This is a genomic window from Grimontia sp. NTOU-MAR1 (assembly GCF_035758505.1).
Lineage (GTDB): Bacteria > Pseudomonadota > Gammaproteobacteria > Enterobacterales > Vibrionaceae > Enterovibrio > Enterovibrio marinus.
In genome coordinates this window covers 2,851,826-2,873,795 of the sequence record NZ_CP142108.1, presented here as the reverse complement: position 1 = coordinate 2,873,795, position 21,970 = coordinate 2,851,826, and the positions used below count along the sequence as shown (strand labels likewise).

Sequence of the window (21,970 nt, the reverse complement as noted above, 5' to 3'; positions counted from 1 at the left end):
TCAATGCTAGATAGCATCAAAGAGAGTTTCACCGAGAGTATACAGACACAAATTGCTGCTGCGGAGGCTTTGCCTGAGCAAATCTCCAAAGCTGCTATGGTAATGGTTCAGTGTCTGTTGAACGGCAACAAAATCCTGTGTTGTGGTAACGGTGGCTCCGCAGCAAATGCTCAGCATTTCGCTTCCTGTCTGCTTAACCGCTTTGAAACAGAGCGCCCTAGTCTACCTGCACTAGCGTTGACGGCTGATACCGTGACCCTGACAGCGGTCGCGAATGATTACCACCACGATGAAGTCTTCTCCAAGCAGGTACGTGCTTTCGGACAAGGCGGAGACGTGCTATTAGCGCTGTCTACCAGCGGTAATAGCAAAGACATCATCAAGGCAATGGAAGCCGCGGTAACCCGAGACATGACAATCGTTGCGCTTACCGGTAAAGATGGCGGTGAAATGGCCGGTCTTTTGGGTGAACAGGATGTGGAAATCCGCATCCCATCACAGCGCACTTCCCGCGTACAAGAAGTTCACCTGATCACCTTGCATACTCTTTGCGATCTTATCGATCAATACCTGTTCCCGACACACGGAGAGTAGCCATGAAAAAGGCGCTTTTACTTGCAGCAGTTTTAGGGTTAAGTGCCTGTTCTGCGATTTACGAGCAGGATACCCGCACCGCGAAAACGGAATGGCAAGATACCCAACTAGTAATGGAAGTTGCCGGAATAGTAAACAAAGCCCCTTTTAAAGGTGATACCCGTGTTAATGCCGTTTCCTATGACGGCAAGTTGTTATTGATAGGTCAAGCGAAAACCGAAGCGCTCAAAAACACAATCGTTACCAAAGTACGAGAACTGAATGGCATAGAGACGGTTTATGACCAAATTCGCATCAAGGCGCCTTTGTCTATAGGTGATGTATCCAAAGACACCTGGCTCACCACCAAGGTAAAGTCCGCCCTTATTGGCAGTAAAAAGCTCCGTAACGTGAACATTAAAGTCATCACGGAAGACAGTGAGGTATTTCTGCTGGGCTATGTCACCCGTGAGCAAGCGAATGAAGCCACGGAGATTGCCCGCAACTTGAGTGGTGTTAAGCAGGTCATCAAAGGCTTTCAATATTATGAGCCAAGCGCAAGCAGTGAATAATTTTTAGGGGCCGTTGACCTTTGGTGATGATTTTTGCAGCAGTTTGTTGGGATTTTATTCGAGGTAGAGGCTTCGACGTGTAGCTAGCCTACATGAGAAGCCGATAACGCAGGAGAAAATCCCAACAAACGCTGCCCTAGGGGTTATGCCCTAAGCGTTTTATGCTTTGTTGAGGTGTATTTGCTTAGAATGACTAGGCGGCACAAACCTCGCCGCGCCTAAAACGCTTAGGGCTAGAACAAAATTCAACCACCAAAGGTCAACATCCCCTAGGTTCAGACATGAAAAAAGCAGCCTAGGCTGCTTTTTTCATTTGACGACGGTTAGTGTCGGACGACCTTTCGGTTTCTGCTCTGGCTCTGAAGTTGGCCCCTCAGTATCCACAACATTCTCAATTTCTTGCTGCACTTCTTCTACAGCATTGAGTTCCGGTTCCGCTTCGATGCGTTCCAGCTCATCATCGTATGCTGGTTCTGGATCGAACATGGTACCGGCGCCATTTTCCCGCGCGTAAATTGCCATCACAGCATACATAGGCACAGTGACCAGCATTGGTCTGCCACCGAATCGCGCATTGAAGCTGACTTCGTCGTTACCCAGTTCTAGGTTGCCTACAGCACGGGGGGCAACGTTCAACACGATCTGACCATCTTGGACATACTCAAACGGTACGTTCACGTATGGCATAGTCGCATCAACAACCAGATGTGGTGTTAGATCGTTGTCGAGTAACCAGTCGTAAAACGCCCGCAAGAGATACGGGCGTCGAGGCTTGAGGTTGATGTCGCTCATTATTGCGCCAGTCGCATCTCACGCTCAGCTTCAGTCAAAGAAGCCAGGAAAGAATCACGTTCAAACACGCGCGCCATGTAAGTTTTCACTTCTTTAGCGCCAGGACCACTCAATTCGATGCCCATTACCGGCAAACGCCAAAGTAGCGGAGCCAGATAGCAATCAACCAAGCTAAACTCTTCGCTCATGAAGAACGGGTACTCAGCAAACACAGGAGCTAGAGCCAGCAGCTCTTCACGCAGTTGACGGCGTGCTTTGTCAGCTTCTTCTGCATTGCCTTTTTCAATTTTCTCAGCCAGTGTGTACCAGTTACGTTCGATACGGTACATCATCAGACGACTGTTACCACGAGCTACCGGGTAAACCGGCATCAGCGGTGGATGTGGGAAACGCTCATCCAGGTATTCCATGATGATATTCGCGTTATACAACGCCAATTCACGGTCAACCAGAGTCGGTACCGAGTTATACGGATTCAGATCGAGTAAATCCTCTGGCAGGTTAGTTGGATCAACGAGCTCAATCTCGTATGTCACACCTTTCTCTGCCAGAACGATGCGAACCTGATGGCTATACATGTCTGATGCGTCTGAATACAACGTCATCACCGAGCGTTTATTGGCAGCAACAGCCATTAACCCCTCCAGAATGTTTCATCTATAGAAAAAACAATGGGAGCACCTGCTCCCATTGTGGATCAGCAACTCACTAGATTAACCGATCAGTGAACGTCACGCCAATACTCTTTCTTGAGCAGTACAGCAAGGATGAGGAAAATGACGATGAAGCCAATCACCCAGTAACCCATTTGCTGACGCTCAAGCTTGTTAGGCTCACCCGAGTACTCAAGGAAGTTCACCAAATCACGAACTGCATCATCGTACTCTTCAGGACTCAGTTCACCATTACCCAGAGATTCGATCCCCATGAATTCCTGAACTTGCTCACCATCTACCATCACAGTTTTGTACTGCTTGACTGGCGTGCCTTGAAGCTCTTCAAGCACATGAGGCATACCCACACTTGGGAATACTGAGTTGTTCACGCCAAACGGACGAGAATCGTCTCGGTAAAAAGAACGCAGGTAGGTGTAAATCCAATCTGTACCACGAACTCGCGCAACGAGCGTTAGGTCTGGAGCTGGACCACCAAAGAAGGTAGCACCATCTTCTGCGGTCATCGCGTTAGTCACTAAATCACCGATTTTTGCATTACTGTCAAATACCAGGTTTTCCAGCATCAGTTCTTTAGGGATATCCAGATCTTCTGCAATACGCTCATAGCGCTGATACTGAGTAGCGTGACAGCCAAAACAGTAGTTCATGAACAGTTTCGCACCATTTTGTAATGATGCCTTGTCAGACAAGTCATTGTTCGCAGCGTCCAGTGGAACCTTAGCACCAGCTGCCATCACCAGAGAAGGTAACAGTGCGAACAGAATTACAATCCACTTCTTCATTTGTAGTTCACCCTCTCCGGTAATGGTTTCGTCGCCTCGTTTTTGCTGTAGAAGAACAGCGCTACGAAGAACATGAAGTAACCAAAGCTAAAGATCTGTGCCAACAAGGTATAAGTCGGGGTTGCAGGCAGCGCCCCAAGAATACCCAACGCAATGAAAGAAACAGTGAATTGCGCAATGTTTGCCAAATGGATTTTGCTGCGGTAGCGGTAAGAACGTACCTTACAGCGATCCAGCCAAGGCAAAAGGAACAGAACCGCGATGGAGAGACCCATCATTACAACCCCCAGCAGTTTATCAGGAACTGCACGGAGGATGGCGTAGAACGGAGTGAAGTACCACACTGGCGCGATGTGCTCAGGTGTCTTCAGCGGGTTAGCTGCTTCGAAGTTAGGTGGCTCAAGGAAGTAACCGCCCATCTCAGGGTTGAAGAATATAACGTACGCAAACAAGATACCGAACAGACCCACACCAATCAGATCCTTCACCGTGCCATAAGGGTGGAAAGGCACAGAATCGATGATGTCGTACTTTTTGGTGTAGTACTCATGGAATGGGAACTGGGTTTCGTAACCCTCACCTTTTGTGCCTTTTGGCAGTTTGGTTTCAATACCGTCAGGGTTGTTTGAGCCTACTTCGTGCAGTGCTAGAATATGTAGTACAACCAGCAACAAAATAACGATAGGTAGAGCGACAACGTGGAGTGCAAAGAAGCGGTTCAGCGTCGCACCCGACAGTACGTAGTCACCACGAATCCAAAGTGTCAGATCATCACCGATAACCGGAATCGCGCCAAACAGGGAAATGATTACCTGTGCGCCCCAGTAAGACATCTGACCCCATGGCAGTAAGTAACCCATGAAGGCTTCAGCCATCAGTGCCAGGAAGATAAGCATCCCGAAAATCCACAGCAATTCACGTGGTTTCTGGTATGAACCATAAATCAGACCACGGAACATGTGGAGATAAACCACGACAAAGAACGCAGAAGCACCTGTGGAGTGCATATAACGAAGCAGCCACCCGTACTCTACATCACGCATGATGTATTCAATAGACGCAAAAGCACCTTCCGCAGAAGGGTTATAGCTCATGGTCAACCAAATGCCAGTCAATAGCTGGTTTACTAGTACCAGCATGGCTAAAGAGCCAAACAGGTACCAGAAGTTAAAGTTTTTCGGCATTGGGTATTCAGACAAATGCTTTTTGTAAGCATTTATCGCTGGAAGGCGTTTCTCAAACCAGTTAAGCAAGTTTTCCATTACGCTGTCCCCTCATCTGCGCCAACCAAAATGCGGTTATCGTTAAGGTACGTATAAGGTGGAACAACCAGATTAAGTGGCGCTGGCACACTCTTGAATACACGACCAGCCATATCAAACTTGGAGCCGTGACAAGGGCAGAAGAAACCGGAGGAGACGCCTTCTACTTGCTCGCCAAAGCTATCAGGCAAGTAAGTTGGTGAACAACCCAAATGGGTACATAAACCAACTGCGACAAAAATTTCTGGTTTTACTGAACGGTAAGTATTAACAATATACTCAGGCTGCTGTGGTTCAAGAGATTCTGGGTCACGTAGTTGATCACCAATCTCATTCAACGTTTCCAGCGTTTGTTCTCCACGGCGAACAATCCAGACCGGCTTGCCCTGCCAAATCACCCTGACTAATTGACCTTCTTCAATTTTGCTAATATCGACTTCGACCGGGGCACCGGCAGCCTTAGCTTTGGCGCTAGGGTTCCATGACTTGATAAAAGGTACAGCGACTGCTGCTGCACCCACACCACCAACCACAGCGGTTGACAGAGTCAGGAAACGGCGTCGGCCGGAATTCACTGGCGCATTGCTCATCCAACATTCTCCCATGTGCTCCCGCATGGATTCTTATAACTTTCCTTATGCGTCCTTGGAGCGTACGGCTAACTCAAATTAAGTATTTTTCTCAGGTAGAAACGGGTGGTTTATCCAACAAAAACCCATTAATACGTCGCCTAAATGATAAGGAAAACCCCACTTTTTGACAAGATAAAGCTACCTTTTTGTAACAAATGTGAGGTATACACCGTTTTTTTAACTAACTGCCAAAAAAGAAAAAATTTGAGGAAATATTAAAATGAGGAAATTGGGGACAAGCGCACAGTTCGTGCGTTGACGGAGCGGGAAAATGCCTGAGTGAAAATAATAAAAAGCCCGGCATAAGCCAGGCTTTTTGAACCAGAATTCCCGGATAATCCGGAAGCGAATTAACGCTTAGAGAATTGTGGACGACGACGTGCTTTACGCAGACCAACTTTCTTACGTTCAACGCGACGTGCGTCACGAGTAACGAATCCAGCTGCACGCAGAGCAGGACGCAGAGTCTCATCGTACTCCATCAGCGCACGGGTGATACCGTGGCGGATCGCACCTGCTTGACCAGAGATACCACCACCAGCAACGGTGATGTACAGGTCCAGCTTCTCAGTCATCTCTACCAGCTCAAGAGGTTGCATAACAACCATGCGAGCGGTTGGACGACCGAAATAGGTTTCCAGAGAACGCTTGTTGATTACGATGTTGCCGCTGCCCGGCTTGATGAATACACGAGCTGCGGAGCTTTTGCGACGACCTGTGCCGTAGTATTGTTCTGCCATTTTGAAGTCCCCTTAGATGTCCAGTACTTGCGGTTGTTGTGCCGCGTGCTTGTGCTCTGCGCCCGCGTAAACTTTCAGTTTACGGTACATTGCACGACCTAGAGGACCGCGTGGTAGCATACCTTTAACAGCAAGCTCGATAACCATTTCTGGTTTCTTAGCGATCAGTTTGTCGAAGCTAATTGACTTGATGCCACCCATGAAACCAGAGTGGTGGTAGTACATCTTGTCAGTAGTTTTCGCGCCAGTTACTTTAACTTTTTCCGCGTTGATAACTACGATGTAGTCACCAGTGTCAACGTGCGGAGTGTACTCCGGCTTATGCTTACCACGCAGACGAGATGCGATTTCAGTTGCGATACGACCCAGAGTTTTACCTTCTGCGTCTACAATGTACCAGTCGCGTTTTACAGTTTCTGGTTTAGCAACGAATGTTTTCATGCTAATAATTACCCGATAAATTTAGATTTCACTTAAGGAGCTCTCGCTCCCACTGTTAAGAGCCCATTCAGCACCCCTTCGAGTGGTGGTTCCCTCGGCCGAAGCCTTTCAACAGTAACGGTGGGTCGCAGGATTATAAGGAAGGGTGGAGAAAAAATCACCTTTTTTTCAAAAAAAGTCCTGACTTTTTCTCCATTAGATTTTTATCAATACTGTTATTACCGCAAGGCTGGTCATGGAAGATGCTCCAAAGCCAAGTAATCATGGCTTTGCATCTCCTTCAAACGCGAAATGCAGCGCTTGAATTCGAATGACAAGCGCCCATCTGTGTACAGTGAATTCAAGGTAACTTCAGCCGAAATGATAAGTTTCACGTGTCTTTCGTAGAATTCATCAACCATCGCAATAAATCGACGCGCAGCATCATCCTTTGATAGGCCCATTTGCGGTACGTTTGCCAGTAAAACCGTGTGGTAAAGACGGGCTATCTCTATATAGTCTGACTGACTGCGCGGGCTATCACACAAGGTAGTAAATTCAAACTGAACTATGCCTTCCGCTTCCCGCTCAGCGATCAGCTTTCGATTGTTGATTTCAATTTCAAAGGATTCATAACATGGTTCAGTCGCGAGCTTATAAAAATATTCTTTGAGATTCTGACCTGCAGCGGTATCTAAAGGAAAATGAAAGATCTCCGCCTGCTCGAGAGTCCGCAAGCGATAATCGGTGCCAGCATCAACATTCACGACTTCACAATGTTGATTAATTAAGGCGATCGCGGGCAGGAAACGGGCGCGTTGCAAACCATTGCGATATAGCTCATCCGGCACAATATTTGACGTCGCGACCAGACAGATCCCACGCTCAAACAAAGCCTCCATCAGCGTCCCTAAGATCATTGCATCTGTTATGTCTGAAACGAAAAATTCATCGAAACAGAGGATACGAGCCTCGTCGGCGAGCTTATCAGCAATTTTTTTCAAAGGGTCCTGTTCGCCATCAAGTAGTGCCAACTCATGATGAACACGATGCATAAAACGGTGAAAGTGCATTCGCAATTTTTTATCAAATGGCAGGCTTTCAAAGAATGTATCGACGAGATAGGTTTTCCCGCGGCCTACGCCTCCCCAAAAGTAGAGGCCTTTCTCAGGTACTTTGACCGGCATTTTTTTCTTGAATAGGGATTCTAAAAAGCCCGGCTTCTTGACGGGCGCATTCGCCCTCGCTACCAAACGGTGATAAACATCTTCTAGCTTCTCTACGGCATTTCGTTGGGAAGCATCTTCAAAAAAATCCGGTCTTTGTAAGTCGTTATGGTATTGCTCTAGTGGTGTCATCCTTGAACCTAGCTCTCACTTGCACCCGTGGCGTTCTCAAAATCAATAGTACCATGCGTCTATCTTGGCATGTATAGTAAACCAAGAGCATTAAGGGGTTTGCAGTTTTCTTTTCGTCGCCATCTCATCGGCAAAAAAACTGCAATTTATCCAACCCGTTGGAATAAGTTAAGGAGCACTTATGGCTTGGATCAACACACTGGTATTTGTGATCATTGGTATTGTCATTGGCTTCATTATTGCCCGTCTGACAATGCGTGATAACTCTCAACAAAAAGACTTGAAAAAAGAACTGGAAAAGTCGCGCTACGAATTGGAGCAGTACCGACAAGAGTTGGTCGATCACTTCGCACAAAGCGCTGAATTACTTGACAATATTTCCCGTGATTACAGCAAGCTTTATCAACATATGGCGAATACATCCGCCGAGCTGATGCCAAACCTGCCGGAGCAAGATAATCCATTCGCAAAACGTATCAGCAAAATTTCTGAAGTCACTGAAGAGTCGTCATCTTCTCAAGAACCGCCCCGTGATTATTCTGATGGCGCATCAGGCTTGCTCAAAGATCAGAAAGAAACCAGCAAGGCGAGTTAACTCGATCACAAATATCACTTTATGGGGCATTGAACTTTTTTGACCTACCCCCACTCTTAAAACGTACCTATAGAGGGGAGTGTGTTTATGAAAAAGAAGTCTTTGCTTGCTATGAGTGCGATTGCACTCGCCGTTAGTACAACCATGACAGCCTTGCCAACAACTGCTGCGTTACCAAACGCAGTTGCTGGTGAGAGTCTGCCAAGCCTCGCGCCCATGCTCGAAGCCGTCAGCCCGGCGGTAGTCAGTATTGCGGTGGAAGGCAGCCACACATCAAAACAACGCATTCCTGAATCTTTCCGTTTCTTCTTTGGCCCGGACATGCCTTCTGAGCAAGTCAGAGAACGTCCATTCCGTGGCTTGGGATCGGGTGTCATCATTGACGCAGACAAAGGGTACGTAATCACTAACCATCATGTGATCGATGGTGCTAACAAAATCCGCGTTCAGTTGCACGACGGCCGCGAGTACGATGCTGAGCTAATCGGCAGCGACGGCATGTCTGACGTTGCGCTTTTGAAACTTGAGAAGTCGGAAGACCTCACCGCAATCAAACTGGCTGACTCTGATGCACTGCGTGTTGGCGATTTTGCCATTGCGATTGGCAACCCGTTTGGCCTTGGCCAAACTGTCACTTCAGGCATCATTTCAGCACTGGGCCGCAGTGGTCTGAATGTCGAAAACTTTGAAAACTTCATCCAGACTGATGCGGCAATTAACAGCGGTAATTCGGGAGGTGCTCTGGTAAACCTAAATGGTGAACTGGTGGGTATCAACACGGCTATCTTGGGGCCAAACGGCGGTAACGTTGGCATCGGCTTTGCGATTCCAGCGAACATGGCGAAAAATCTTGTCGACCAGATCCTAGAGTTCGGTGAAGTGAAGCGCGGCGTGCTGGGGGTTCAAGGTGGAGAGCTAACTTCAGAATTGGCTGAAGCGTTCGGTTATGAAACCAACCATGGTGCCTTCGTCAGTCAGATCGTACCCGATTCGGCTGCGGAGAAAGCAGGTATTGAAGCCGGTGACATTATTGTTTCGGTAAACGGAAAAGAGATCCGAAGCTTTGGCGAGCTTCGTGCGAAAATTGCTACGCTCGGCGCAGGTAAAGACGTGGAGCTTGGCATCATTCGTGACGGTAAAGAAAAGACAGTTACCGCCAAGCTCAAAGAAGCAAGCCTAGCCAAAGCTAATGCAGAAACGCTGCATGAAGCGCTGAAGGGCGCTGAGCTGGAAAACTATAAAGAAGGCAAGGTGTCAGGCGTTCGTGTTTCTAGTGTCGAAAAAGACTCCATCGCTGCGCGTTACGGCTTGAAGCAAGATGATGTGATTGTTGGCCTGAACCGAAACAAGGTGAAGAACCTTGGCGATTTACGCAAGCAACTTGAGAGCAAACCGTCCGTGTTAGCGCTCAACATCCTACGCGGTGACTCTACCATGTACTTGGTGATCCGTTAACCAAACGCTTTACACAAAGTGTTTCAAATCAGGGGCCTGACACTGTCAGGCTCTTTTTTATTTGCTTTCTTCAACTACTCATACCGAGTATTCAATGATATTCTCGGTGCTTTGTATTTAATGGTTTTATGGGGAATTGCATGCTGGCTTTTCTAGCACGTTCTGTAGTGTACGGCGTTCTGGTCGCTGCTGTGCTGCTCGTTGCCATTCCATCGTTGCGAAATGCTCGGCTGTTACCGGAGGCCACTCTCCCCGCGTTTGAAACCAACAACAACCTCATTTCTTATAACTACGCGGTCCGACGTGCCTCACCGGCCGTTGTTAACATTTATACCCGCCGCTATAGCAGCGAAAATCGACTTCAACTGAGTGCGGAAGGCTTGGGCTCCGGTGTCATCATGAGTGACAAGGGCTATATCGTGACCAACTATCATGTCGTTGCACGTGCAGACCAAGTCATTGTGGCTCTGCAGGATGGTCGTATCAGTACCGCTCAACTGGTAGGTAAAGATCAACGTACTGATCTTGCCGTGCTAAAGATTGAGCTGGAAAACCTACCGGTCATTCCCTTTAACGACAGCTATGAGCCCAATGTCGGCGATGTGGTGCTCGCCATCGGAAACCCTTACAACCTCGGCCAAACAACTACATTCGGTATAATTTCGGCCACTGGCCGCCCGGGCATGAGCTTCAATCGTCAACAGGACTTCTTGCAAACCGATGCGGCAATCAACAAAGGTAACTCCGGTGGCGCATTGGTCAACAGTCGCGGGGAACTGGTTGGCATCAATACGGCCTCATTTCAGCAGGCTACCGATGTAGACACCTATGGTATTTCTTTTGCTATCCCCTACTCACTCACATTAAAGATCATGCAAAAGCTGATCGCCGATGGACGCGTGATCCGTGGTTACATTGGTGTGGAAGGACGCGAAGTGAACCCTGTGATGGCAAGGCTTCTTGATGCGGAACAGTTAAGAGGGGTGATGGTTGGAAGCATGGACCCAAATGGGCCAGCAGAAAAATCTGGGCTAAAGGTCAATGACTTGATTATTGCTATCAATGAAAAGCCAATAAGCAGCGTCCGGAATGCGTTGGATATCGTGGTCGACATCCGTCCTGGGACTAAAGTACCTTTCAGAGTAATACGAAACGGACAACCCATTGATATCATTGTCACGATCGGCGAAGAGAAACTCCAGTAAGCTCACTACCCACCAGTTCAACAGATACAAAAAGGCCACTTTTAAAGTGGCCTTCTCTTCATCTATTGCTATTAGTCACTGAAACGTTCAATGCTGACACCCAGCTTTTTGAGCTTATCTTCGATGTGTTCGTAACCACGATCGATATGATAAATACGGTCAACGATGGTTTCACCTTTCGCAATCGCACCAGCAATTACAAGGCTCGCAGAAGCACGCAGGTCAGTTGCCATCACCTGAGCACCACTCAGGCCATCGCAATCGCCACATACCACAGTGTTACCTTCAATTTCAGCGTGGGCACCCATGCGTTGCAACTCAGGCACATGCATGAAGCGGTTTTCAAAAATCGTTTCTGTGATAATGCCTGTGCCTTTTGCCATCAGGTTAAGTAACGTGAATTGCGCTTGCATATCGGTTGGGAACCCCGGGTGCGGAGCAGTACGGATGTTCACCGCTTTCAGCTCGCGATCCGTCATATCCAGTGATATCCAATCATCCCCGCTTTCCACCTGCGCGCCAGCTTCTTCCAGCTTAGCCAGTACCGCTTCCATCAGTTTCGGCGAGGTATTGTAGCACTTCACTTTACCACCAGATACTGCTGCGCCTACCAAGAAGGTGCCAGTTTCAATTCGGTCCGCAACCACTTCATGATAGCCGCCACCCAAACGCTCAACGCCTTCGATAGTGATAGCATCGGTACCCGCACCAGTGATTTTCGCACCCAGCATATTAAGGAACTTCGCACAGTCCACAATCTCAGGTTCACGAGCAGCGTTTTCAATCACAGTCGTGCCCTCAGCCAACGTCGCTGCTGACATGATAGTCACCGTCGCGCCCACACTCACCTTATCCATGACGATGTGTGCACCTTTCAGGCGACCGTCTACATAGGCTTTCACGTAGCCTTCGTCCAGAGTAATGGTGGCACCCAGTTGCTCCAGACCATGAATGTGGAGATCAACCGGACGGGCGCCAATGGCACAGCCACCAGGCAGCGACACTTCGCCTTTACCAAAACGAGCCACCAAAGGCCCTAACGCCCAGATTGATGCACGCATGGTTTTAACCAAATCGTAAGGCGCACAAAATTCGTTGATGTCACTGGCATCAACATGAACAGAACCGTTTCGGGATACTTTCGCACCCAGTCGTGATAACAACTCCATAGTGGTGTCGATATCACGCAATTTAGGAACGTTCGCGACCTCTACAGGCTCTTCAGCCAGCAGCGCGGCAAACAAAATAGGCAGTGCCGCATTCTTGGCACCGGAAATTGTGACTTCACCACGCAGTGGGCCTCCACCATGGACACGGAATTTTTGCATGCTGTTCCTCGTGAACTTATAGCGGTTGCATCAGTTTTTTGTCGCGCGCCCACTCTGCCGGGGTCAACGCTTTGATGCTAAGAGCATGGATTGCATTGGTTCTGATGTGTTCCATCAGTGGGCCATAGATAGTCTGCTGTTTTTTCACACGCAGCATACCATCAAACATATCGCCAACCGCGATCACTTCGAAGTGACTGCCATCACCTTTAACATGAATTTCATCCAGCGTCAGAGCTTGTTCTAATATGGCTTTGATTTCAGTAGGTTCCACAACTATTCCCCGTCAACCGATGCACTTACACCAGTAAAAAGACTTTCCACGTTACTCAACTGCAGCAGGACGCTAAGCTGCGAAGGAGTGTTACTCAACAAAAGCGCTTGCTGACTGTTGTTGAGCTCTTGCTGCAAGTGGAGCAACATTGCCATGCCCGCCGAATCGATGCGTTTCAACGAAGACAGATCGAGTACAACCTGCTTGTCTGAAGGCAGCCAATTGGCGCGTCGGCTCCAAAATGCTGGAACTGTGTCACGATCAAGCTCTCCTGACAAGCAGTAATGCCCGTTTGTGAGTTGCTGAAGTGATAATGCTTCACTCACGATGTGGTCTCACCTCTGGTAATTGGCGTTTTTGAACGTTCAATCAATTGCTTGGACACTTCCTCAATGCCATTGCGGCGAAGTTCACTACTCCATTCACTGGTTTTGGTATCCAGCATGCTCACACCTTCAACCTGTACGTCGAAACCTTGCCACTCTTCCGTTTTACGGTTTTTGCGCAAAGCAAAATCCAGACGAATGGGAGGACGGGCTTTATCTAGAATATCAACACGAACAGACACTACTTTACGTTTGGCATCAATTTTCTTTGCTGGTTCCACACTGATTTCCTGATCGGTATATTGCGTCAGGATCTGGGCATAGGAAGCAACCAGATAATCATAAAATGCCTCAGTGAACAGATCGCGCTCTTCTTTGCTGGCTTTGCGTGCCTGTGGGCCCAGTACTTTCATCGCGGCATAGCGGACATTGATGTAAGGCATCAATTCTTCTTTAACCACGACACGTAATAGCTCGGGGTTTTGAATGAATTGATCTTTGTCGGCCTTGAGACGGCTGAAAGCATTCTCTGCCACACGATTAATCAAAAAGTAAGGGTCTTTCGCGTCAATCTCTGCAGCGAAAGAAAATGATGATAACGTCACTGTCAATGCAGCAAACACAGTAACAAACCACTTTTTCATTACTTTACTCCTCAGACCCACCGACGCTGTATAGGAACTGACCAATAAGATCTTCTAATACCATCGCTGAGCGTGTATCTTCCAGCAAATCGCCATCCTGTAGGACATCTATGTCTTCATCCAGAAACCCTGGGCGAATGCCAATGTATTGTTCACCCAGAAGTCCTGACGTCAAAATCGCCGCCGAACTGGTTTCCGGGAAATAGCCGTATTTGCGCTCAATATCCATTGTTACCGTCGGGATATAGTCCGGTGCCGTCAAAGCAATATGACTAACACGGCCCACAACAACCCCGCCTACTTTCACCGGAGAGCGAACTTTCAAACCACCAATGTTATCGAAATGGGCTTCAAGCGAGTAGTGCTCAGATCGCGAAAAGCTCTTAACATCAGCGACTTGGAAAATGAGCAGTAACACTGCTGCAATCCCCGCAATGACAAAAGTGCCTACCCAAAATTCTGTTTTTCGGTTTTGTTGCATTTAATTAGCTCCCAAACATCAGTGCTGTGAGGACAAAATCCAATCCCAACACTGCTAAAGATGAATGCACGACAGTACGTGTAGTGGCTCTGCTGATCCCTTCTGAAGTGGGAATCGCATCATAACCATTAAACAAGGCAATCCAGGTTACGGTAATGGCAAACACCAAGCTCTTGATAAAAGACTGTCCGATGTCATAACCCAGCTCAACGGATGACTGCATCACCGCCCAGTAGCTACCGTAATCAATACCTTTCCAGTCAACACCCACGAGCTGTCCGCCCCAGATGCCCACCATCATAAAAATCATTGCCAAAAGTGGCATTGAGATGACACCCGCCCAAAAGCGCGGTGCAACCACTCGGCGCAGCGGGTCAACCGCCATCATCTCAAGGCTGGAAAGCTGCTCAGTCGTTTTCATTAAGCCAATTTCTGCGGTCAACGCTGAGCCTGCGCGGCCCGCAAACAAGAGTGCGGTCACGACCGGACCAAGTTCACGTAGTAGCGACAACGCCACCATCTGCCCAAGGGAACTCTCTGCACCAAAATCGGCCAGAACAAGGTAGCCTTGAAGACTGAGCACCATGCCGATGAACAGCCCTGACACCATGATTATCGCAAGTGAGCGCACGCCAACCGAATAAATTTGGGCTAACAGTAGTGGAAACATTTTTTTTGGCTGAGGCCTGCCAATGAGGGCACCTAGCAAGACAAATGTCGCACGTCCCATAGTTTGGGACACAGCCATTGCGCGAGCACCTATCGCCTGCACCATGCTTACAATCACGAGAAAAGCTCCTGTTTAATGTCCTTAGCCGGATAGCGAAACGGAACAGGACCGTCAGCATCGCCTTGAAGGAACTGACTGACACGGGGATCAGGATTGTCACGCAAAGACTGTGGGGAACCCGATGCGATGATCTTACCATCCGCCAGCAGATAAACGTGGTCGGCGATACTCATGACTTCCGGCACATCGTGCGACACCACGATAGAGGTCAAGCCCAATGCTTGATTAAGGTTGCGGATAAGGGAAACTAAAACACCCATAGTGATAGGGTCCTGACCAACAAAGGGTTCATCAAACATAATCAACTCAGGGTCAAGCGCAATCGCTCTAGCAAGTGCCGCACGCCTTGCCATACCACCAGAAAGGCTGCTTGGCATCAAATCAGCAGCGCCACGCAGACCAACCGCCTCAAGCTTAAGCAGCACAATGGTTTTGATCAGAGATTCGGCAAGCTCAGTGTGTTCGCGAAGGGGGAACGCGACGTTATCAAAAACAGTCATGTCGGTGAACAGCGCACCGGACTGGAAAAGCATACTCATGCGCTTTCGCACTTCGTAGAGTTTGCTTCTGGAGAGCGTAGGGATATTTTGGCCCGAAAATTCGATAGTGCCGCTTTCTGGCTGGATTTGCCCGCCAATCAGTCGTAGCAGTGTCGTTTTACCAATTCCTGAAGGCCCCATGATCGCCGTGACCTTACCGACAGGGACTGTGAGGCTGACATTGTCAAAAATCACCCTCTCGCCGCGCGAGAAAGTCAGGTTGTTCACTTCAACCAGGTTTATAGTACTCATCAAGGCCCTTTGACGTTGTATTTCCTTGAGTGTTAATTGCCCGATCATAGAAGGGTGACAAAGGCAAAACAAGTAATTGTACACCATTCATTTGCAAAATCTTTATCAGTAACCTATCAATATTCAGACAATCGCTGTCTTTTCCTATATGCAAGCACTGGAATTAAGATCACCTATTTCAGGCTAGAAATTGCCCTCCGTTTTTACCTTTGTTCGTAAGATTTTTTATTATTTTGTGAATTGGGGACGGCGTAATTCAGCGGAAAACACTTCACTGTTTAGGGGGTTTGCGGAAAGCTCGTCGAAACTCATCCGTCCTTTTCCTTCACATTTCCTCAATTAGCGGTCAAAATTGCGCTTTTGTATTGTTCTTAGCCCAGCTAATTCTGAAGGTATCTAAATGTTTGAAGCGACCGCTATTCTCATCGTGGGCTTGTGTTTGTTGGTATGGAGTGCTGACAGGCTCGTCTACGGAGCAGCCGCTATCGCCCGTAATGTGGGCATCTCTCCCCTTGTCATCGGTATGACTATTCTAGCCATGGGAAGTTCAGCGCCAGAGATGGTGGTTTCGGCAACTGCCGCACTTAGCGGGAAAACAGACACTGCTGTAGGTAACGTCCTCGGTTCAAACATTGCCAACATGGCACTGATTCTTGGCGTGACAGCTCTTATAAAGCCCCTCGCTATCAGTTCTGGCATTCTCCGCCGCGAATTACCCCTGATGCTGGGTGTGACGGTGCTGGCAGGTGCTATTTTGTGGAACAACTACCTGAGCTTTTTTGAAGGTGTTCTCCTCGCGGTGTTTTTTGCGGGTTTCCTGCTTCTTATGATGAAGTTTGGCCGTGAAAGCGGAGAAGAAGACCCTATGCTAGCTGAGCAGGAGTCTGAAATTCCTGAAGGCGTCAGTAACGTGTCTGCGGGTATCTGGGTTGTCGTTGGTCTGGTGCTTCTCATTTTCAGCGCAGACATGGTGGTTGATTCTGCCGTTATCATTGCAAAAGCCTTTGGTATGAGCGACCTGGTGATTGGTCTGACAATCGTTGCCGTCGGCACCAGCCTTCCTGAGCTTGCAGCATCGATTGCTGGTGTGATGAAAGGCGAAGACGATCTGGCGGTGGGAAACATCATCGGCTCTAACATCTTCAACATTCTCGCGGTCATGGGTATTCCGGGTATACTAGCGCCATCAGCCATTAACCCACTGGCAATGGATCGTGACTTTTACGTCATGCTGGCACTGTCCGTATTACTATTCCTGTTTGCTGTCGGCAAAGTGCGCACGATTAACCGTTGGGAAGGCGTTGCTCTTCTCGTTTGCTTCGTGGGCTACCAAGGCTACTTGTTTTCTCATCTAGCGGCATAACCGGACCGATTATGACTTTTGATTTTCGCCAGGCAGGCATTGCAACACTGAAAACCGAGATGGATGCTATTGTCCAACTTGAGCAGTACATCAACGAAGACTTTGAAAACGCCTGCAGTCTCATCCTTAAAGCCAAAGGCAAAGTGGTCGTGATGGGCATGGGAAAATCCGGCCACATCGGTAACAAAATCGCCGCGACACTGGCAAGTACCGGCACACCCTCTTTCTTTGTTCACCCCGGTGAAGCCAGTCATGGCGATCTGGGCATGATTGAGAAAGGCGATGTGGTCCTGGCAATATCAAATTCCGGTGAAGCTTCAGAAATCATTACGCTGCTGCCTGTGGTGAAGCGCCGTGGCATTGCGCTCATCACCATGACAAGCAATCCCTCTTCGACCATGGCGCGACTGGCGCAAATCAACCTGTGCATAAAAGTGCCAAAAGAAGCCTGCCCTATTGGACTGGCCCCCACTTCCAGCACCACAGCAACCCTCGTCATGGGTGATGCGCTGGCGGTTGCGCTTATGCAAGCCAAAGGCTTTACAGCCGACGATTTTGCCCTGTCCCACCCAGGCGGTGCGTTGGGCCGCAAGCTATTGATGCGTATTGCTGATGTAATGCACTCTGGCGACAAACTGCCAAAAGTCGCGCCAAACGACTCCATCCGTGATGCGCTACTGGAAATGTCTGCCAAAGGCCTTGGCATGACCGCTATCGTCGATGACAGCGACAGCGTGCTCGGTATTTTCACCGACGGCGATCTCCGTCGCCTTCTGGATCAGCGCATAGACGTTCACACCACCGAAATCGGCGAAGTGATGGGCAAAAAACCAACACTGATTGGCTCAGATGTGCTGGCCGCTGAAGGCCTAAAGCTAATGGAAGAGAAGAAAATCAACGGATTGCTGGTCACAGATAATGACAAGCTGATTGGCGCACTGAATATGCACGATCTGCTGAAAGCTGGAGTGATGTAATGCAACCCATGACTGAAACCCTGTATGGCCCTGTATCTACTGAATTCGTGGAACGAGCCCGTGACATCAAACTGCTGATTTGCGATGTTGACGGTGTATTCTCTGACGGCCGGATATACATGGGCAATGACGGTGAAGAACTGAAGGCCTTCCATACCCGTGACGGCTACGGTGTAAAATCGCTGATGAATGCTGGCGTGGAAATCGCGATCATTACCGGTCGTAAATCCGCTATTGTCGAACGTCGAATGAGGGCCCTTGGCATCCAGCACATTTATCAGGGTCAGGACGACAAAGCCTCAGCGTACAAAGACCTCGTCAAGCGCCTAGGCGTGCCAGCTGAGCAAACCGCGTATATCGGTGACGATCTTATCGACTGGTCAGTCATGTCTCAGGTAGGTCTGTCCGTGTGTGTGAGTGACGGTCATCCTCTTTTGGCGAAACGCGCCGACGTGGTCACCCGCACTCCGGGTGGATACGGTGCTGTGCGTGAAGTCTGCGATTTGATTCTTGAAGCGCGTGGAGAACTCGATGCGCATAACGGGCTCAGTATATGATATTGCAACGCCTTGGTATCGTTGCCCTTCTCGCAGTCTGTGGTTACACAGGGTACTACCTGCTGACCCAACACTACTGGGAAGCGGAGATACAGGTTGCGCCAGATGCTGAGAAGCCCCTGTTTACGGCTGATAATATCAACTCAACCACATACAACATGCAAGGTATCCGGACCTACCGTATCGAATCTGTGCATGTAGAGAACTATCAGCAACTCGACGAGACCCACTTTAACGAGCCTGTGCTTTGGACATACAGTAACGGGGAAGAAGAAGAGTGGCGTGTCAGTTCCGAGTTCGCTGTTCTTGAGGATACGAAAACTCTGGTGATGACAGGTCGGGTCAGGATCTTTAACCTGTTGCCTGACGCTCAAATTAAAGTCGTCACTACCGAAGAACTTACTCTGGACCTCGTGACACGTGATTTCTGGTCAGACACCGAAACCGAAATTACCGGTGTGGGCCTGCAGACTCGTGGCGAGAGAGTAAAAGGAAATTTTGGCTCCCACCAAATGGAACTGATTGACCAAGTGAAGAGCAGGTATGAACAACAAAAGAACTAAATTTTTTGCCGCGGTATTGATGCTGTTTTCTGGAACTGCGATGGCACTGTCAACGGACTCAGAGCAGCCGATCTACATTGACTCCGACTCGCAGAACCTCGACATGAACACCAACACCGTGATTTTTACTGGTAACGTATACCTACGTCAGGGCTCTATCCGCCTGAATGCGGACAAGGTCGTCGTCACCCGCCCTAGTGGTGAGGAAGGTGTGGAAGTGATCGATGCCTACGGTAAGCCAGCCACTTTTGAGCAAACCATGGATGACGGTAAGAAAATTAACGGAGAGGCCTTCGACCTTCGTTATGAAACCGGGAAAAGCTTCCTGACCATGAAGCGTAATGCTGTGCTTATCCAGGAAGGCGGTAACCAAGTAGAAGGCCAGAAGATTACCTACAACATCGACAAACAATTGCTGGTTGCAGAAAGTGACGACAGCAGTCGTGTCACCACAGTATTGCAGCCACAGTCAAAACAAGAGAAGAACTAATCCTTCATGGCTATTCTCACCGCTCAAAATCTCGCTAAAAGCTATAACGGCCGTAAGGTCGTTACGGATGTGAGTCTGGAAGTGAAGTCTGGCGAAATCGTTGGACTGCTCGGCCCGAACGGCGCAGGTAAAACCACCTCTTTCTATATGATTGTTGGCTTGGTAGCCCGCGACGAAGGCGTCATTAAAATCGATGATTTAGATATCAGCATCCAGCCGATGCATAACCGTTCCCGAATGGGTATCGGTTACCTGCCACAGGAAGCATCCATTTTCCGCAAGCTCAGCGTTTACGATAATCTGATGGCTGTGCTGCAAACCCGCTCAGACCTGACCAAAGAAGAACGTCAGGACAAAGCAGAGGATTTGCTGGATGAGTTTAACATTCAGCACATTCGTAACAGCATGGGCATGGCCTTGTCTGGTGGTGAGCGGCGCCGCGTTGAAATCGCCCGGGCACTGGCGGCAAATCCGAAGTTTATTCTTCTCGATGAGCCGTTTGCGGGTGTTGACCCTATCTCGGTTATCGACATTAAGAAGATCATTGAGCATCTTCGCGATCGGGGTCTGGGAGTATTAATCACTGATCACAACGTACGTGAGACACTCAGTGTTTGTGAACACGCCTATATTGTTAGCCAAGGGCACTTGATTGCCCACGGCACACCTGATGAAGTACTCAACGATGAGCATGTAAAACGAGTCTATCTCGGAGACCAGTTCAGGCTATAGTTAAGGAAGAACGGTTGGCGAATCGCTCCAATATATGCACTGACATTTGCACTGATAATAGATAAAAGGAAAGGTGCCAGTATAACTATGAAACCCTCGCTTCAGCTCAAGCTTGGCCAACAACTTGCAATGACTCCACAGCTGCAACAGGCAATTCGCCTGCTTCAGCTGTCGACGCTTGATTTGCAACAGGAGATCCAGGAAGCGCTGGAAGCTAATCCACTCCTCGAGCAAGACGAAAACGCCGATAACAATATCGACGGCGATAGCGCGCAGGAGTTTGAGGGGGAAGAGAAAGTCAGCGCCTCCGCGTCAGAATCCGAAACAGATGGCCCTGACACTATGGACAGTTCTGATGCACTGGGTCAGCAGGAAATGCACGACGACTTGCCTGTCGACACCACTTGGGACGACTTCTACAGTGCCAATACCGGAAGTACCGGAATTTCCGTCAGTGACGATGTACCCGTTTATCAAGGTGAAACCACCGAAACCCTTTACGATTATCTCAACTGGCAGCTACAACTCACCCCCTTTACCGAAGTCGACCTTGCCATTGCTACCGCCATCATTGATGCTGTCGACGACAAGGGCTATCTCACCGTTTCTGCAGAAGACATTCTTGAAAGCCTTGGTGCGGAGGACGATGAAGTTGAACTTGATGAAGTCGAAGCCGTACTCAAGCGAGTTCAACAGTTTGACCCATTAGGTGTCGCGTCGCGTTCACTGCAGGAGTGTTTGTTGATCCAATTGGCTGCGTTTGCCGAAGACACGCCTTGGCTGGCAGAAGCGAGAATGGTGCTTCGTGAGCACATGAATCTGCTTGCCAACCGTGACTATCGCCAGTTAATGAAAGATACCAAGCTTCGCGAGCCTGAACTCAAAGAAGTGATGCGTCTTATCCACAGTCTGGAGCCGCGTCCGGGTAATCTCATCGTCACCAATGAAGCGGAATACGTGATTCCTGACGTTTCCGTGTTTAAAGACCGTGGCAAATGGGTGGTGCAAATCAACCCGGATGCAGTGCCGCGTCTTAAAGTGAACCAACAATACGCAGCACTCACCAAAAATGGCTGCAGTGCTGCAGACAGTCAATTTATCCGCAGTCATTTGCAAGATGCCAAATGGCTGATTAAGAGCCTCGAAAGCCGCAATGAAACCCTACTGAAAGTAGCGCGTTGCATTGTGGAGCATCAACAGGATTTCTTTGAATACGGCGAGGAGGCCATGAAGCCGATGGTCCTTAACGACATCGCGCTAGCCGTGGACATGCATGAGTCCACAATCTCCCGTGTTACCACGCAGAAATATATGCACACGCCTCGTGGCATATTTGAATTGAAATACTTCTTCTCAAGCCATGTCAGTACTGACAATGGCGGTGAATGCAGCTCTACGGCAATCCGCGCGCTAGTGAAAAAATTGGTTGCTGCCGAAAACCCAGCCAAGCCACTCAGCGACAGCAAGATTGCCACACTTCTGGCGGAGCAAGGGATCCAGGTCGCGCGACGAACGATAGCAAAATATCGTGAGTCTCTGGGAATTGCACCGTCAAATCAGCGCAAGCGCCTTATCTAGGCGTCTTAACCAG

Annotated in this window: 27 protein-coding genes; 12 read left to right on the top strand and 15 right to left on the bottom strand. The window is 48.9% G+C overall.

Annotated features, from left to right (window positions below):
- Window positions 1–3 precede the first annotated feature (3 nt).
- Window positions 4–594: a phosphoheptose isomerase gene (locus tag VP504_RS13350; protein ID WP_002537348.1), complete on the top strand. Its 591-nt coding sequence runs from the start codon at window positions 4–6 to the stop codon at window positions 592–594.
- Window positions 595–596: 2 nt separating this feature from the next.
- On the top strand, window positions 597–1,145 hold the full coding sequence (locus VP504_RS13345; protein WP_325891571.1) for a BON domain-containing protein: 549 nt from the start codon (window positions 597–599) through the stop codon (window positions 1,143–1,145).
- Window positions 1,146–1,454: 309 nt separating this feature from the next.
- On the opposite strand, the gene sspB is transcribed toward VP504_RS13345, so the two are convergent.
- From sspB to zapE, 8 genes are all read right to left on the bottom strand, one after another.
- Window positions 1,455–1,937, bottom strand: a complete 483-nt coding sequence (gene sspB, locus VP504_RS13340; RefSeq protein ID WP_325891569.1) for a ClpXP protease specificity-enhancing factor — start codon at window positions 1,935–1,937, stop codon at window positions 1,455–1,457.
- Window positions 1,937–2,572, bottom strand: coding sequence for a stringent starvation protein SspA (gene sspA / locus VP504_RS13335; protein ID WP_062665988.1), 636 nt, complete (start codon window positions 2,570–2,572; stop codon window positions 1,937–1,939). The genes sspB and sspA overlap by 1 nt, the downstream gene beginning before the upstream one ends.
- A gap of 86 nt (window positions 2,573–2,658) precedes the next feature.
- Window positions 2,659–3,396 carry a cytochrome c1 gene (locus VP504_RS13330; protein ID WP_325891568.1) on the bottom strand — a complete coding sequence of 246 codons (738 nt, stop codon included), beginning with the start codon at window positions 3,394–3,396 and terminating at the stop codon, window positions 2,659–2,661.
- Window positions 3,393–4,658, bottom strand: coding sequence for a cytochrome b (locus tag VP504_RS13325; protein WP_325891567.1), 1,266 nt, complete (start codon window positions 4,656–4,658; stop codon window positions 3,393–3,395). Before VP504_RS13325 ends, VP504_RS13330 begins: the two co-directional genes overlap by 4 nt.
- Entirely contained in the window at window positions 4,658–5,248 is a 591-nt protein-coding gene (gene petA, locus VP504_RS13320) for a ubiquinol-cytochrome c reductase iron-sulfur subunit (protein ID WP_062705451.1), read from the bottom strand. Before petA ends, VP504_RS13325 begins: the two co-directional genes overlap by 1 nt.
- Window positions 5,249–5,640: 392 nt before the next feature.
- Window positions 5,641–6,030 (bottom strand): 30S ribosomal protein S9, encoded by a 390-nt coding sequence (rpsI, locus tag VP504_RS13315; protein ID WP_002537334.1) that lies wholly within the window; start codon window positions 6,028–6,030, stop codon window positions 5,641–5,643.
- Window positions 6,031–6,042: 12 nt separating this feature from the next.
- Complete coding sequence (rplM, locus tag VP504_RS13310; RefSeq protein WP_002537332.1) at window positions 6,043–6,471, bottom strand: 50S ribosomal protein L13; 429 nt, start codon at window positions 6,469–6,471, stop codon at window positions 6,043–6,045.
- 233 nt (window positions 6,472–6,704) lie between these two features.
- Window positions 6,705–7,808, bottom strand: coding sequence for a cell division protein ZapE (gene zapE / locus VP504_RS13305; protein ID WP_325891566.1), 1,104 nt, complete (start codon window positions 7,806–7,808; stop codon window positions 6,705–6,707).
- Window positions 7,809–7,989: 181 nt separating this feature from the next.
- Here zapE and zapG point away from each other — a divergent pair, with 181 nt between their 5' ends.
- From zapG to degS, 3 genes are all read left to right on the top strand, one after another.
- Entirely contained in the window at window positions 7,990–8,403 is a 414-nt protein-coding gene (gene zapG, locus VP504_RS13300) for a Z-ring associated protein ZapG (RefSeq protein ID WP_062705455.1), read from the top strand.
- An 87-nt stretch (window positions 8,404–8,490) separates the two neighbouring features.
- Window positions 8,491–9,858 (top strand): Do family serine endopeptidase, encoded by a 1,368-nt coding sequence (locus VP504_RS13295; protein ID WP_062705457.1) that lies wholly within the window; start codon window positions 8,491–8,493, stop codon window positions 9,856–9,858.
- Between the two features lie 140 nt (window positions 9,859–9,998).
- The gene (degS, locus tag VP504_RS13290) at window positions 9,999–11,063 is read left to right on the top strand and encodes an outer membrane-stress sensor serine endopeptidase DegS (protein ID WP_062705459.1); all 1,065 of its coding nucleotides are present in this window, start codon (window positions 9,999–10,001) and stop codon (window positions 11,061–11,063) included.
- Between the two features lie 71 nt (window positions 11,064–11,134).
- Here the strand turns inward: degS and murA are convergent, their stop codons facing one another.
- The 7 genes from murA to mlaF are packed head-to-tail and all read right to left on the bottom strand — an operon-like array spanning window position 11,135 to window position 15,697.
- Window positions 11,135–12,391: a UDP-N-acetylglucosamine 1-carboxyvinyltransferase gene (gene murA, locus VP504_RS13285; protein ID WP_325891564.1), complete on the bottom strand. Its 1,257-nt coding sequence runs from the start codon at window positions 12,389–12,391 to the stop codon at window positions 11,135–11,137.
- 16 nt (window positions 12,392–12,407) lie between these two features.
- A complete protein-coding gene (gene ibaG / locus VP504_RS13280; RefSeq protein WP_325891563.1) occupies window positions 12,408–12,665 on the bottom strand; it encodes a BolA family iron metabolism protein IbaG in 258 nt (85 codons plus the stop codon).
- Between the two features lie 2 nt (window positions 12,666–12,667).
- Entirely contained in the window at window positions 12,668–12,991 is a 324-nt protein-coding gene (locus VP504_RS13275) for an STAS domain-containing protein (protein ID WP_062705466.1), read from the bottom strand.
- Window positions 12,988–13,635, bottom strand: a complete 648-nt coding sequence (mlaC, locus tag VP504_RS13270; RefSeq protein ID WP_325891562.1) for a phospholipid-binding protein MlaC — start codon at window positions 13,633–13,635, stop codon at window positions 12,988–12,990. The genes VP504_RS13275 and mlaC overlap by 4 nt, the downstream gene beginning before the upstream one ends.
- A gap of 4 nt (window positions 13,636–13,639) precedes the next feature.
- Window positions 13,640–14,116: an outer membrane lipid asymmetry maintenance protein MlaD gene (gene mlaD / locus VP504_RS13265; RefSeq protein WP_062705470.1), complete on the bottom strand. Its 477-nt coding sequence runs from the start codon at window positions 14,114–14,116 to the stop codon at window positions 13,640–13,642.
- Window positions 14,117–14,120: 4 nt separating this feature from the next.
- Window positions 14,121–14,891, bottom strand: coding sequence for a lipid asymmetry maintenance ABC transporter permease subunit MlaE (mlaE, locus tag VP504_RS13260; protein WP_198159443.1), 771 nt, complete (start codon window positions 14,889–14,891; stop codon window positions 14,121–14,123).
- A gap of 8 nt (window positions 14,892–14,899) precedes the next feature.
- A complete protein-coding gene (gene mlaF / locus VP504_RS13255) occupies window positions 14,900–15,697 on the bottom strand; it encodes a phospholipid ABC transporter ATP-binding protein MlaF (protein ID WP_325891561.1) in 798 nt (265 codons plus the stop codon).
- A 400-nt stretch (window positions 15,698–16,097) separates the two neighbouring features.
- Here mlaF and VP504_RS13250 point away from each other — a divergent pair, with 400 nt between their 5' ends.
- From VP504_RS13250 to VP504_RS13220, 7 genes are all read left to right on the top strand, one after another.
- Window positions 16,098–17,060, top strand: a complete 963-nt coding sequence (locus VP504_RS13250; RefSeq protein ID WP_325891560.1) for a calcium/sodium antiporter — start codon at window positions 16,098–16,100, stop codon at window positions 17,058–17,060.
- A gap of 11 nt (window positions 17,061–17,071) precedes the next feature.
- A complete protein-coding gene (locus VP504_RS13245) occupies window positions 17,072–18,037 on the top strand; it encodes a KpsF/GutQ family sugar-phosphate isomerase (protein ID WP_062705478.1) in 966 nt (321 codons plus the stop codon).
- Window positions 18,037–18,594, top strand: a complete 558-nt coding sequence (gene kdsC, locus VP504_RS13240; RefSeq protein ID WP_325891559.1) for a 3-deoxy-manno-octulosonate-8-phosphatase KdsC — start codon at window positions 18,037–18,039, stop codon at window positions 18,592–18,594. The genes VP504_RS13245 and kdsC overlap by 1 nt, the downstream gene beginning before the upstream one ends.
- Window positions 18,591–19,157 carry an LPS export ABC transporter periplasmic protein LptC gene (gene lptC, locus VP504_RS13235; protein ID WP_062705483.1) on the top strand — a complete coding sequence of 189 codons (567 nt, stop codon included), beginning with the start codon at window positions 18,591–18,593 and terminating at the stop codon, window positions 19,155–19,157. The genes kdsC and lptC overlap by 4 nt, the downstream gene beginning before the upstream one ends.
- On the top strand, window positions 19,138–19,647 hold the full coding sequence (gene lptA, locus VP504_RS13230) for a lipopolysaccharide transport periplasmic protein LptA (RefSeq protein ID WP_325891558.1): 510 nt from the start codon (window positions 19,138–19,140) through the stop codon (window positions 19,645–19,647). The genes lptC and lptA overlap by 20 nt, the downstream gene beginning before the upstream one ends.
- 6 nt (window positions 19,648–19,653) lie before the next feature.
- Window positions 19,654–20,379 carry an LPS export ABC transporter ATP-binding protein gene (gene lptB, locus VP504_RS13225; RefSeq protein ID WP_325891557.1) on the top strand — a complete coding sequence of 242 codons (726 nt, stop codon included), beginning with the start codon at window positions 19,654–19,656 and terminating at the stop codon, window positions 20,377–20,379.
- Between the two features lie 87 nt (window positions 20,380–20,466).
- On the top strand, window positions 20,467–21,957 hold the full coding sequence (locus VP504_RS13220) for an RNA polymerase factor sigma-54 (protein WP_325891556.1): 1,491 nt from the start codon (window positions 20,467–20,469) through the stop codon (window positions 21,955–21,957).
- The last annotated feature ends 13 nt before the right edge of the window (window positions 21,958–21,970 follow it).

Bases quoted from the DNA above. Each gene is read 5' to 3' on its own strand.
- zapG (WP_062705455.1), top strand. From the start codon at position 7,990: ATGGCTTGGATCAACACACTGGTATTTGTGATCATTGGTATTGTCATT.
- lptB (WP_325891557.1), top strand. From the start codon at position 19,654: ATGGCTATTCTCACCGCTCAAAATCTCGCTAAAAGCTATAACGGCCGT.
- VP504_RS13345 (WP_325891571.1), top strand. From the start codon at position 597: ATGAAAAAGGCGCTTTTACTTGCAGCAGTTTTAGGGTTAAGTGCCTGT.
- petA (WP_062705451.1), bottom strand. From the start codon at position 5,248: ATGAGCAATGCGCCAGTGAATTCCGGCCGACGCCGTTTCCTGACTCTG.
- murA (WP_325891564.1), bottom strand. From the start codon at position 12,391: ATGCAAAAATTCCGTGTCCATGGTGGAGGCCCACTGCGTGGTGAAGTC.
- VP504_RS13295 (WP_062705457.1), top strand. From the start codon at position 8,491: ATGAAAAAGAAGTCTTTGCTTGCTATGAGTGCGATTGCACTCGCCGTT.
- mlaC (WP_325891562.1), bottom strand. From the start codon at position 13,635: ATGAAAAAGTGGTTTGTTACTGTGTTTGCTGCATTGACAGTGACGTTA.
- VP504_RS13330 (WP_325891568.1), bottom strand. From the start codon at position 3,396: ATGAAGAAGTGGATTGTAATTCTGTTCGCACTGTTACCTTCTCTGGTG.
- lptC (WP_062705483.1), top strand. From the start codon at position 18,591: ATGATATTGCAACGCCTTGGTATCGTTGCCCTTCTCGCAGTCTGTGGT.
- VP504_RS13325 (WP_325891567.1), bottom strand. From the start codon at position 4,658: ATGGAAAACTTGCTTAACTGGTTTGAGAAACGCCTTCCAGCGATAAAT.
- rplM (WP_002537332.1), bottom strand. From the start codon at position 6,471: ATGAAAACATTCGTTGCTAAACCAGAAACTGTAAAACGCGACTGGTAC.
- VP504_RS13220 (WP_325891556.1), top strand. From the start codon at position 20,467: ATGAAACCCTCGCTTCAGCTCAAGCTTGGCCAACAACTTGCAATGACT.
- rpsI (WP_002537334.1), bottom strand. From the start codon at position 6,030: ATGGCAGAACAATACTACGGCACAGGTCGTCGCAAAAGCTCCGCAGCT.
- sspB (WP_325891569.1), bottom strand. From the start codon at position 1,937: ATGAGCGACATCAACCTCAAGCCTCGACGCCCGTATCTCTTGCGGGCG.
- VP504_RS13245 (WP_062705478.1), top strand. From the start codon at position 17,072: ATGACTTTTGATTTTCGCCAGGCAGGCATTGCAACACTGAAAACCGAG.
- mlaE (WP_198159443.1), bottom strand. From the start codon at position 14,891: ATGGTGCAGGCGATAGGTGCTCGCGCAATGGCTGTGTCCCAAACTATG.
- mlaD (WP_062705470.1), bottom strand. From the start codon at position 14,116: ATGCAACAAAACCGAAAAACAGAATTTTGGGTAGGCACTTTTGTCATT.
- mlaF (WP_325891561.1), bottom strand. From the start codon at position 15,697: ATGAGTACTATAAACCTGGTTGAAGTGAACAACCTGACTTTCTCGCGC.
- lptA (WP_325891558.1), top strand. From the start codon at position 19,138: ATGAACAACAAAAGAACTAAATTTTTTGCCGCGGTATTGATGCTGTTT.
- VP504_RS13250 (WP_325891560.1), top strand. From the start codon at position 16,098: ATGTTTGAAGCGACCGCTATTCTCATCGTGGGCTTGTGTTTGTTGGTA.
- VP504_RS13350 (WP_002537348.1), top strand. From the start codon at position 4: ATGCTAGATAGCATCAAAGAGAGTTTCACCGAGAGTATACAGACACAA.
- zapE (WP_325891566.1), bottom strand. From the start codon at position 7,808: ATGACACCACTAGAGCAATACCATAACGACTTACAAAGACCGGATTTT.
- sspA (WP_062665988.1), bottom strand. From the start codon at position 2,572: ATGGCTGTTGCTGCCAATAAACGCTCGGTGATGACGTTGTATTCAGAC.
- degS (WP_062705459.1), top strand. From the start codon at position 9,999: ATGCTGGCTTTTCTAGCACGTTCTGTAGTGTACGGCGTTCTGGTCGCT.
- kdsC (WP_325891559.1), top strand. From the start codon at position 18,037: ATGCAACCCATGACTGAAACCCTGTATGGCCCTGTATCTACTGAATTC.